The 12427-nt window shown below is 37.3% G+C and carries 9 protein-coding genes and 1 other annotated feature (1 of these 10 cut by a window edge); of the genes, 3 read left to right on the forward strand and 6 right to left on the reverse strand.

The features are described 5' to 3' along the window. Positions 1-65: 65 nt before the first annotated feature. Entirely contained in the window at positions 66-2534 is a 2469-nt protein-coding gene (gene parC / locus AAG186_RS04845; protein WP_342621316.1) for a DNA topoisomerase IV subunit A, read from the reverse strand. Then, positions 2524-4434 (reverse strand): DNA topoisomerase IV subunit B, encoded by a 1911-nt coding sequence (parE, locus tag AAG186_RS04850; RefSeq protein ID WP_125164448.1) that lies wholly within the window; start codon positions 4432-4434, stop codon positions 2524-2526. The genes parC and parE overlap by 11 nt, the downstream gene beginning before the upstream one ends. Positions 4435-4564: 130 nt before the next feature. Between parE and plsY the strand changes: the two genes are divergently transcribed. The 3 genes from plsY to AAG186_RS04865 all read left to right on the forward strand — a co-directional run bounded on the left by plsY (position 4565) and on the right by AAG186_RS04865 (position 7676). Further along, positions 4565-5167 (forward strand): glycerol-3-phosphate 1-O-acyltransferase PlsY, encoded by a 603-nt coding sequence (gene plsY / locus AAG186_RS04855; protein ID WP_342621317.1) that lies wholly within the window; start codon positions 4565-4567, stop codon positions 5165-5167. A 98-nt stretch (positions 5168-5265) separates the two neighbouring features. Next, positions 5266-5982, forward strand: coding sequence for an ABC transporter ATP-binding protein (locus AAG186_RS04860; protein WP_161636400.1), 717 nt, complete (start codon positions 5266-5268; stop codon positions 5980-5982). After that, the gene (locus AAG186_RS04865) at positions 5979-7676 is read left to right on the forward strand and encodes a hypothetical protein (RefSeq protein ID WP_342621318.1); all 1698 of its coding nucleotides are present in this window, start codon (positions 5979-5981) and stop codon (positions 7674-7676) included. Before AAG186_RS04860 ends, AAG186_RS04865 begins: the two co-directional genes overlap by 4 nt. 92 nt (positions 7677-7768) lie before the next feature. On the opposite strand, the gene AAG186_RS04870 is transcribed toward AAG186_RS04865, so the two are convergent. The 4 genes from AAG186_RS04870 to pheS all read right to left on the reverse strand — a co-directional run bounded on the left by AAG186_RS04870 (position 7769) and on the right by pheS (position 12382). Beyond that, a complete protein-coding gene (locus AAG186_RS04870) occupies positions 7769-8086 on the reverse strand; it encodes a YtxH domain-containing protein (protein WP_161636398.1) in 318 nt (105 codons plus the stop codon). 138 nt (positions 8087-8224) lie between these two features. Continuing rightward, on the reverse strand, positions 8225-8947 hold the full coding sequence (locus tag AAG186_RS04875; RefSeq protein ID WP_161636397.1) for a YebC/PmpR family DNA-binding transcriptional regulator: 723 nt from the start codon (positions 8945-8947) through the stop codon (positions 8225-8227). An 18-nt stretch (positions 8948-8965) separates the two neighbouring features. Further along, on the reverse strand, positions 8966-11341 hold the full coding sequence (pheT, locus tag AAG186_RS04880) for a phenylalanine--tRNA ligase subunit beta (RefSeq protein WP_342621319.1): 2376 nt from the start codon (positions 11339-11341) through the stop codon (positions 8966-8968). 9 nt (positions 11342-11350) lie between these two features. Continuing rightward, positions 11351-12382, reverse strand: coding sequence for a phenylalanine--tRNA ligase subunit alpha (gene pheS, locus AAG186_RS04885; protein ID WP_342621320.1), 1032 nt, complete (start codon positions 12380-12382; stop codon positions 11351-11353). A 34-nt stretch (positions 12383-12416) separates the two neighbouring features. Then, positions 12417-12427 (reverse strand) — a binding site (T-box leader) (it continues 185 nt past the right edge of the window).

Genomic DNA, 12427 nt, shown 5'->3' on the forward strand with positions numbered 1-12427 from the left:
ATACAACCGCCAGACTTGGTTTTGTAAGGTCGAACGTAATAACTCTACCCTACAATTATACATAATTATAAATCAAGTTTCAAAGGTTCATCAATGCTTTTCGCCTCTGATTTAGGAAACGCAACCTTTACAACATGAACAAGCGGTCTCAGTATTGAGAAATCTTTTTCATCCGTAACCGTTGAGAATGTTGCATCTGATGACATAAGAGGCACATCTTTAATTGAAATAATTGATGTATGGTCATTATATATTAAGATATGATCTTGTATATTACCCACAAAAACTTCACCTAAATAGTGCGGATTGCTCTTAACCGTTTTCACAATTGAAGTCCCTTGAGTTGCACGGTTATTGATTGCAATATCTTGCGCCTTAATACGTTTCATTTGGAATCGATCTGATACGAAAACAACGTCACTTTCATCCGATAATCCTATTGTCGAGACAATGCGATCATTTAATTTGAGTTTCATTCCAATAACACCCTTAGCACGCAAACCAATTGGATTAATTTCTGAGAGATCAAGGCGCATGCATTGTCCTTCTTTACTTACAAGTAGTAAATGATCTTCATTCGAAGTAATGACAGCACCCACCAACTCATCATGTTTCCCTAACTTCATGACATCGTAAAGTCGATTTGTACGCTTAACTTCAAGTTCTGAAATGGCTGTTTTCTTCACCATACCCGATGCTGTTGATGTCACGATAAATTGATAGGTATCAAACGATTTTAATGTAAAGACACTGATGATTTTTTCATTTGGATCACATTTCATGTATTGGTTAATGTGTGAACCCGTATCACGCCAACGAGCCTCATCAATTTCATGCACAAGAATCATGCCATATCGACCTTTAGACGTTACAAAGACGAGATAATCGGTTGTTTCTACTTCTGAACTAAATACTGGCATGTCTTCATCCATAAGTGCTATCACATCTTTTTGACTTGAACCGTATGAACGTAATGATACTTTCTTGAGATATCCATCACGCGAGACGGTAACCATAACCGCTTCATTTGTAATAAGACTGAGGTGATCGACCTCAAGTTCTGAAATCTCCGCTTCTATTGATGATTTGCGCGGCGTATCAAAAGTTTCTTTGATTTCCATGAATTCTTTAACAATAAGATTGTTTAACATATCGATATTGTTAATGACTAAATCGAGATATTCTAATTCATTTGCCAGTTTTGCGAATTCATCGCGAAGGGCATTAATGTCCGTTGAAGATAAACGATACAGTTGTAAATCAACGATTGCGGTTGCTTGCGCTTCGGTAAATCCAAACTCGGCCATGATATTATTGCGTGATTCAGAGCGGTTATTTGAACGACGAATGACTGCAATAATCTCATCAAGTATTGATGTTGCTTTCATTAACCCTTCAAGAATATGTAATCGTTTTTCTTTTTGTTCATAACGATATTTACTACGGTTAAGCACAACTTCTTGTCTAAATTTTAAGTAGGCATCAAGAATTTCTAAAAGACCACAAACCTGTGGACGTTGATCAACAATCGCAACCATATTCGCATTGTAATAAACTTGTAATTCCGTGTATTTATAGAAAAGATTGAGAATGCTTTCTACATTAGCATCACGTTTACAGTCAATGACGATCCGTAACCCTGTACGATCGGATTCATCACGGACATCCATCACATCACCAAATCCCTCACTGGCTTTAGTAAAACGCAATTCGTCAATTTTACGAACAACATTAGACTTAATCACTTCATAAGGTAATTCGGTAATAACAATTTGCTTCATGCTTTTATTTTCTACGATATCTGCCTTAGCGCGAACTACAATGCGTCCTTTTCCTTTACGAATTATATCTTCAATTCCATCTCTACCCTGAATAATGGCACCAGTTGGAAAATCAGGACCTTGAACCATAGTCATGATTTCATCTACACCGCACTCTGGATTATGTAAGCGATAAATTGAAGCATCCATAATTTCATTAAGGTTGAATGGCGGTATATTGGTTGCATATCCAGCCGCAATCCCTGTCGAACCATTCACAAGAAGGTTTGGATATCGTGCTGGTAAAACGGAAGGCTCAGTCGTCATATCATCAAAGTTTAGTACAAAAGGGACGACGTCTTCATCAATGTTTTCAAGAAGTTTTTGAGACAATTTTGAAATACGAGCTTCTGTATATCGCATCGCAGCTGCGGGATCATCATCAATACTACCATTATTTCCTTGCATATCAATCAAGGGCATATTCATCTTCCATGATTGAGACATTCGAACCATTGCTTCATAAACTGAACTATCTCCATGAGGATGATAATTACCAATAACAAGACCCACTGTTTTTGCGGATTTTCGATATGGTTTATCATAGAAGTTTTTATCATGATACATCGCATATAAAATACGACGTTGTACAGGTTTTAATCCATCACGCACATCTGGGAGCGCACGTTCTTGAATAATGTATTTAGAATACCGGCCAAAGCGTTCACCAACGATGTCTTCGATCGGTAATTTAATTAATGAATCATGCGACATGTGGATCCTCCTCTAACGTAAATGCGACATTTTGTTCTATCCAATCGCGACGAACATCAACCTTGTCACCCATAAGTACGGAGACACGTTTATCAGCGACTAAAAAGTCATCGATTTGAACTTGAATTAACGAACGGCTCGCTGGATCCATCGTGGTTTCCCAAAGTTGATCCGCATTCATTTCCCCGAGTCCTTTATAGCGTTGAAGTTCAACCTTACCATACTGTTTACGGTATGCATCCAATTCCTCTTCAGTATAAGCGTAATGGACATTTTTACCGGATTTAACACGGTAAAGCGGCGGTTGCGCAATATAAACATACCCTGCCTCAACAAGCGGACGCATGTGTCTAAAGAAAAAGGTTAAAAGCAGCACTTGAATATGAGCACCATCTGTATCCGCATCGGTCATAATAATGATTTTATTATAGTTACAATCTTTTAACTCAAAATCTTTTCCAACACCAGCACCCACACAATGAATAATTGTATTTAATTCTTCATTTTTGAGAATATCTTCAAATTTTGCCTTTTGCGTATTTAAAACCTTACCACGCAACGGTAGAATCGCTTGGAATTTACTATCACGTCCTTGCTTAGCACTACCACCCGCTGAATCCCCTTCGACTAAATACAATTCATTCTTGTTTTTATTTCGCGTTTGAGCATTCGCAAGTTTTCCTGACAAAATACGTTCAATCTTATTTCGTTTTCCATTTCGTGCCTGTTCACGTGCTTTACGAGCCGCTAAACGGGCATGCGAAGCTTTTTGAATTTTAGTGATGATCTTTGTAGCTTCTTCATGATGAACATCCAAGTAGTAAGGTAACTGCTCTGAGATTACCGCATCAACAACACCTTTTGCGGCAGGCGTTCCTAATTTCCCTTTTGTTTGTCCTTCAAATTGAAGAAGATTCTCAGGAATACTTACTGATAGAATGACAGAAAGCCCTTCACGAACATCATTTCCTTCAAAATTCTTTTCTTTTTCCTTTAAAAGGTTATGTTTACGAGCCCATTCATTGATGACTTTCGTAAATCCAGAACGAAAACCTGCAACATGAGTCCCTCCATCATGGGTTCGAACCAAGTTAACGTATGAATAGGTGTCTTCGTTATAGCCTTCATTATATTGCAATGCAATTTGAACTGAAATTCCTTGATCAGAACCATTTAGTAAAATAACATCATTTAATACTTCTTGATCTTCATGAATATACTCCATAAAAGCCTCAAGTCCTTTTTCATAACGATATTCTCGTGTGATATTGACACGCTCGTCTGTAACAATAAACTGAATCCCTTGTAGTAAAAATGCGCTCTCTTGAACACGTTCACAAATGGTATCAAAACTAAATTTTGAATTTTTAAAAATAGTTGGATCAGCTTTAAAACGAACGCGACTTCCAATCGGACCCCGATCACTTGTTTTTTTAAGGGGTTCGATTTCTTTACCACCATTTCTAAACGTCATATTATAAGTTCCGTCTTTACGGAATACACTTACATTAACTTCTTCACTCAACGCATTTACAACAGATGCACCAACTCCGTGAAGTCCTCCACTTGTTTTGTATCCACCTGCCTCTGAAAATTTTCCGCCGGCATGAAGCACAGTAAAAATGACCTGCAATGCACTAACACCACTTGTGTGAGTTTCAATCGGCATTCCTCGACCCTCATCTCGGATCGAAACAGTCATATCATCTTCTATATTTAAACGGATTGTCGTTCCGAAACCATTAAGCGCTTCGTCAATCGCATTATCCATAATTTCCCATACTAAATGATGCAAACCACGTGAATCGGTAGATCCAATGTACATCCCAGGGCGTTTTCTTACAGCTTCAAGACCTTCTAAAATTTCAATACTTGAAGCTGAATAATTTTGTGTACTCAAGCTCTCCAACTCCTCTCAACGTGTATTATATCATGACATAATGATTATTTGAGTATTAAAAGTTCAACCAGCATGAAAAGTTCTTTTAACTTTGCCATTGAACATGGTAAAATGATTTTGAGGTGAATTTATGGAAATATTATTAGCAAGTGTGCTTGGATATCTTTTAGGATCCATTCCAAATGCATTAGTCATTGGAAAACTTTTTTTTAATACCGATATCCGTGAACACGGTTCTGGAAATCTTGGGGGAACAAATGCTGGCCGAACTTTGGGCGCGAAAGCTGGTGTTGCCGTTGCGGTCTTAGATGTTTTAAAAGCAACCATCGCAATGGTTATCACCAATTTCTTATTCCCAGATGCAACGATTTACGCTGGATTTTTTGCAACATTGGGTCATTGTTTTCCAATATTCGCTAAGTTTAAAGGTGGAAAAGCCGTTTCAACCGCGATGGGATTTTTATTGGGGATTTCAATTCTTGTGACAAAAAGACCTGTACTGCATTTTATCGTACCTGTACTCATCTTCTTTGCAGTACTGTACTTATCTAAAATGGTTTCACTATCCGCGATGATTTCAATTATTACTGCAGTTGTTATTCTTGGTATTTCACAAGATAACATTCAAGTAACCATTGCGTTCGCAATTATTGCAATAATTGTTATTTACCGTCATCGTTCGAATATTCAAAGAATTAAAGACGGAACCGAACGAAAAATTACATGGATGTAGAGGGATGATTCCCTCTATTTTTATCCGCTTTGGTGAAGATATTGAAAATAGTGAAAATAGTGATATAATTAATACATCTTATGATTAAGGAGAAGATTATGATAAATATAAAGAACGTCACAAAGACTTATAATGGGTCTCATAAAGCTGTTGATGATGTATCTATTCAGATTAATTCTGGAGAAATTGTTGGATTTATTGGACCAAACGGCGCCGGCAAAACAACGACAATTAAAATGCTTACAGGCATTTTGGCACCGGACTCGGGTTCGATTACACTCAACGATTTAAACATCCGCGAACAACCGATTGAAGCAAAACAACAGTTTGGATATGTTTCTGATGATCCCAATGCTTTTTTAAAACTGAAAGGGATTGAATATCTCAATTTTATTGCCGACATTTACAACATCAATGAAACAGATCGCCAACAACGAATCCAAAACTATACTCACCTATTGGGGATGGAACAGGCGTTGAATGATAAACTTCTATCCTACTCACATGGAATGCGACAAAAAATTATGGTGATTGGCGTTCTTCTACACAATCCTTACTTACTCATCCTGGATGAACCCCTAACCGGACTTGATCCACAATCTTCTTATATTTTAAAAGAAGCCATGCGTGAACATGCTCAACACGGTGGCGCGGTATTTTTTTCAACCCATGTTCTTGAAGTTGCGGAAAAATTATGCGATAAAGTCGTTATCATCAATCACGGTAAGATTGTCTATACAGGTACCCTTGAGTCACTGAAATCTAACTACAATCAACTTTCACTTGAAGAAATCTTCTTGGAGCTTACAAAATGAGTCGAATTCTCACACTAACAAAAATAATGTTGAAGACAACGACTTATGATTTTACGCAGCAACTCTCAACCAAAAAGAAAAAAAATTCAAAATATATGTTTCTCTTATTTGGCTTTCTTTTCATTTATCTCGGTGGAATTGTATTCTTTCTTTGGAATGCACTTATTAAATCTGCAGTTTCGTTAGGACAGCCTGGAATAGCAATCCATACATTATTTGCGAGTGCTAGTATTTATATCTTAATTATGGGCATTCTCATCGTTCCAGGGATATTTTATTTTTCAAAAGATATTGAGCGCTATTTAGTGCTACCCGTTCGCGCTGCCGATATTCTTTTTTCAAAATTTATCGCGAGTTTGATCACGATGTATCTCAGCGCTGCAGTTATTTTTATTCCTTTCGCAATTGCGTATATGGTAAATGTTAAACCAGATTTCTTATTTATAATCCGATTTATCGTGAGTTCACTGATGATTCCGATAATTCCATTTACACTATCGTTGATCTTTATGATTCTCGTCTTGACCTTTATTCCATTTTTCAAAAATAAAGACGTTTATACCTATGTCTCAACGTTGCTCGGTATTGTATTGGGGCTTGGTATGGCCTTTCTTGGTCAAACATCCGGAACCGGCGGTGCCGACTTCTTATCAAAAATCATGACCAGTATTGCATCGGGTGATAACGCCTTACTTAAAGTCATGAATGGCATTTTCCCTACAATACCACTGCTCTCACAAGGTGTTGTTTATGCAGATTATGGAAAGTTGTTTCTTGGAATCTTAATTTCAATACTCAGTCCTTTCCTCTGTGTTACGCTTGTGCAAAAACTATATTTTAAAGGCGTTATTGGAATTGATGAAGCAAGTTCGAAAAAGACAGCACTCACAACTAAAGCGTTTAATAAATCAACAAAGAAACGTTCTGCACTCAGTGCCATCATGAGATACGACATTCGAAATATTCTTCGAACCCCAACATTCACAACAAACTATTTCGCAGGTTTGATTATTATACCGGTATCATTTGTGATTCCATTTGTAATTGGGGTCTCCAAGTCCCCAGTATCCTTGTCGGAAATAAATCAGACCGTTCAAGAAATCATGACATTACAATTTTACACTCAACCCTTGTCGGTTAAATTTGCGCTCGTTTTTATTATTGGTCTTGTAATATCTTATTTCATGGCGAATGTTGGAATGATTACCGCGACATCAATATCGCGTGAAGGGCGTACCCTACAACAGTTTCAAGCAATGCCTCTCGATTTTATGACCTTGGTCCATGCAAAGATTCTGATCGGATCTCTGATAACGGTTATTCCAACATGGATTATTGGAATCCTGCTCGCGATTTTCTTGAATCTTAATTTTGGGTATATCATTCTTTTTGTGCTTAGTGCATTTTTAGGGTCAATCCTTTCAAACACGAGTGCAATCGTCTTAGACGTTTTCTCACCAAAATTAGTATGGGACAATGAAACCCAAGCCATTAAACAAAACTTTCTCGCTGTAATCCCACTTTTCTCTTCGTTTTTGATTATTGGAGGATTTGTTTACGCAGCGATGAATTTTAACCCGATTCATGTTATTTATACATTTGGAATTCTACTCATTTTACTCAGTTTTATCCTGTATCAGGTCATTAAAAAACTCGTTAAAAAGAGACTTCCACAAATTATTGAAACACTTTAACACAAAAAAACCTTAAGATTGAAATCTTCATTTGGAACTAGGTCGGTTCCTTTCGATATCTTAAGGTTTTTTTATCCATTTAACACGTTAAATTATTTATTAAAAATGTCTTTCGCTTTATCGGTTAAGTCTTCAGCGGTTTCTTTAGCCTTTTCCGATAAATCTTCAGCGACTTGCTTACCTTTTGTTACAGCATCGGCGGTCATATCACGACCCTTTTCCAATACATCTTCGGCAGTTTCTTTCGCTTTTTCTCCAAATTCATTCATCTTTTCAGATGCTTCTTTTGTGACCGACTCAGTTTTTTCACCAAGATCTTCGGCGGTTTCTTTGGCTTTGACACCCAAATCATCAGCAGAGCTCTTTGCTTTTGCTGCAAGTTCTTTTGCTTTGTCTAATAAATTTCCCATATTTTAAAGCCTCCCTTTTGTATATGTTGATTATATCGTACATAGTACAGACCAATCAAAGCTTTTGACTTAATCCATACATTCTTCATCAAAGGTTCACAAAAAAACCTCTAGTAATAATTCTAGAGGTTTACAATCTTAATCTTCAAACTTAACGTTGTGATAGACTTCTTGAATATCTTCAACTTCATCAAACATCGCTTGAATTTTTTTAAAGTTATCGGCATCTTCACCTTCGACGGTTACATATTCATTCGGTAAATAAGTAATCTCAAGGACATCAAATTGAATTTCGCCCAATTTGCTTTCAAGTGCTTCTTTCGCTTTATGTAAGCTTGTCGTATCAACAGTAACTGTCATATGACCCTCTTCTTGTTCAATATCGATCAATTCAACATCGTTTTCAAGAAGAATTTCCATGATTGCTTCTTCATCATTGGATTCAAATGATAATAAACCAACGTGTTCATAACCATGAACAACCGAACCATTCACACCAATTTTCCCTTTAGATTTTGTAAAGCAATTTCGAACTTCACTGTATGTTCGGTTATCGTTGTCTGTCAAACATTCAACAATAAATGACGATGCACCGGGTCCAAATCCTTCATAACGTACCGCATGGTAGTTCTCTTCAGAACCCCCCTTAGCTTTTTCAATCGCACGTTTAATGACATCTGCAGGAACTTGTTTTGTTCTTGCTTCATCGATAATACGCTTTAAACCCACATTCATCTCAGGATCAGGAATACCAGCCTTAGCCGCCATATAAATCTCTTTTCCATATCGTGAATATACCTTCGTTTTAGCTGCCGCTGTCTTTTGCATCGACGCCTTACGAACTTCAAATGCTCTACCCATATTTTTTACCTCCTAATGTTATCGCACTTCAACGTTGAAACGTTTTTTCAATTCTTCAACTACTGCTTCCATTATATCATTAATTTCCTCGACCTCTAAGGTACGGTCTTGCCCAAAAGACAACTGGAATGCAATAGATTTTTTATCCCCTAGTTTTTCAGATGTAAACACATCAAAGACGTTTAAGTCTACCAAATATTTTCGTGATACTTTTTCAATCGATTGGATTAAATCACTTACCGATAGATTGTTATCGCAAAGAATTGCGAGATCTCGTGTCATGATTGGATATTTTGCGACCGAAGTTGCTTTGATGGCCCCTGCTTTTTGACCTAAAAGAGAATCCAAATCAATTTCTAAATAAATAGGATCTTTCAAATCATGTTCTTTCGCATAGGTCGGATGAAGCTGTCCAATGACCCCCAGGTGCTTACGGTCAAATAGAATTTCTGCACTCTTGAATGGATGGAATTTTGTATCATCAAAACCGCTTTGTTTGAATTGGAAGCGTTTTTCACTAAATCCTAATTTATCAAATAATTCCATCGCCATTCCCTTAAGTGTGAAGAAGTCTAAAGGAATTTCTGTTTTAGTCCAATTCTTATTAAAGAGCGAACCTTGACCAATAATTCCTAAACGATTTGATTTAACACCTTCGGCATAAACTGAAGACTGTTCAAAAAAGAGAACATCGGAAATTTTGTGAGCATTATTATACGCCAAGACTTCCACCATCGATGGTAATAAATGCGTTCTTAAGAAAGCTCGTTTATCGCTGATAGGATTGGCTAGACGAATTGGAGTACCCAATGACTCTGAGCCAACTGTTTTCGCTTCATCTACAAGTGTATAGGATAGAATTTGGTCTGCACCAAAGCCTAATAATACATCTTCAATCATGCGTGTCTTAAGTTGTTGATTATTTAAATTACCCAGTGTTAAATCCATAAACGGTAATGTCTCATCCATGACATCATAACCAACGATTCGGATGACTTCTTCAATGAGATCCTCTTCAATCGAAATATCTTTACGATATGAAGGAATTGTACATGTAATCATTCCCTCAACGTGACGCGGTTTAAAATTGAGACGTTCAAATACATCCATAATGACAGCTTCTTCTAAAGAAGTTCCAAGATATTGATTGATACGATCAACCGTGATTGAAACCTCGACAGGAGTGCTATCAAGCGCGCCCCACTGAACAGTTTCTTCAATATTTGTTGCATCTGCATACTCGATTAAAAGTTGAACTGCACGATCCATCGCCTGTTTGGATGCATTATTATCCATTGGCTTTGTGTAACGTGTAGATGACTCGCTGCTTAACCCTAAACGTGTTGCTGTTTTACGAACAGACACATGATTAAAACGTGCGACCTCAATTACGAGTCCCTTAGAATTTGGTTGAATCATCGAATTACCAAGACCCATAATCCCTGCAATCCCCACTGGAACCTCACCATTCATAATAACAAGATCATTTTTTTCGAGTTTATACATTTGACCATCAAGCGCTTCTACTGTACCTTCAAAATCATCATGAACTGACAAGTTTTGATGACTTAGGAAGTCAATATCGTAAAAATGCATTGGATGACCGGTTTCAAGCATGACAAGATTTGATATATCGACAACATTATTAATTGGTTTAATTCCAGAACCAATCAAGGCTTCACGAATCCAACTTGGTGATGTCCCAATTGTCACATTACCAATTACTTTACCTAAAAAAAGTGGTGACTTTTCAGTATATGATTGAATTTGAAGCTTGGTCTCACTACCGATGTTCGCTACACCTTCAAATTGCGGTAATGTCAGTTTACGACCAAACAGCGCACTCACTTCATGCGCAATTGAGATTATTGACATAAAATCAGAACGATTCGGCGTTTGTGAAATATCAAGAATTTCATCATCTAATCCTAATGCAACGGCAGGATTACTTCCCGGCTCTGCTTTTGGTAAAACGACAATCCCCGTTTTTTGTTCTTCAGTTTGGAATTTTTCAGCTACACCAAGTTCATTGAGAGAGCAAATCATTCCATTTGATTCTACACCACGTACTTTTGATGCTTTAATATTAAAATCTCCCGGTAACACTGCACCGACTTGAGCAACACAGACATATAAGCCGGTTTTAATATTTGATGCCCCACAAACAATTTGTTCTACGCGATCACCTAAGTCTACCTGACATACATTCAAGTGGTCACTGTCTTCATGTGGAACACATTCTAATACATGACCAACGGTTAAATTGGTACCATGAATGAGCGGTTCAATACCTTCTACTTCTAAACCTGCGTTTGTGAGGGTATCCGCAAGTGTTAATGTGTCGATATCAGCAATATCCACATATCTATTTAATAATTTTCTACTAACTAACATTCTAACCTCCTACTCAAACCGCTTAAATTGATCAATGAATCGTTTATCATTTGTATAAAATGATCGAATATCATCAATTCCGTATTTAAGCATTGCAATGCGTTCGACACCAATTCCAAAGGCAAATCCTGAAAGCGTTGGGTCATCATAACCCGCTGCACGCAAGACGTTTGGGTGAACCATACCACCACCCAGAATTTCAATCCAGCCAGTATCCTTACAAATGTTGCAGCCCTTGCCACCACAAAGATGACATGTTACATCAATCTCAACACTAGGCTCGGTAAATTGGAAATAGCTTGGTCTAAATCGAATTTCTCGACTCTCTCCAAACATCCTCTTCGCAAAAAGGTTTAAAGTCCCTTTTAAATCCGATAACGTAATGCCATGACCCAGTACTAAACCTTCCATCTGTACAAATTGATGGGAGTGTGTCGCATCATCATCATCACGACGGTAAACTTTTCCAGGACAAATAACTTTAACTGGAACCGAAGGCGCATATTCTTCTAATGCACGCATTTGGATTGCCGTTGTATGGGTTCTAAGTAAAGTATGTTCATCAATAAAAAATGTATCTTGCATCTCACGAGCAGGATGATCTTGCGGAATATTGGCACGTTCAAAGTTGTATAAATCAAGTTCAACTTCATCCCCTTCCACGACTTTATATCCCATTTCTCTAAAGAAATCTTCCATTTCGCGACGCATTAGAATTAATGGATTTTGACTTCCTTGTTTAAACTGCGTTCCAGGTAACGTCACATCAATCGCATCACGAGCCATATCTTGCTCTAATTTTATTGCTTCTAAGTCTGCTTGTTTTTCTTTAAGTGCTGACTCAATGCTCTGTTTTGCTTCATTAACACTTTTACCAAATAAAGGTTTCTCTTCATTGGATAAATCTTTCATTTGGCCCATAACTTTTGTTAGAAGACCTTTCTTACTTAGATATTCAATACGAACATCATTTAAATGCTCAAGTGATTGAGCAGATTTGATTGCTTCAAGCCCTTGATTCATAATTTCTTTTAAGTCCATCTAAATCCTCCTTAAACATAAAAAAAACCGCACGTCCAGGAACGT

The organism is Erysipelothrix sp. P66 (assembly GCF_038682365.1).
GTDB lineage: Bacteria > Bacillota_I > Bacilli_A > Erysipelotrichales > Erysipelotrichaceae > Erysipelothrix > Erysipelothrix piscisicarius.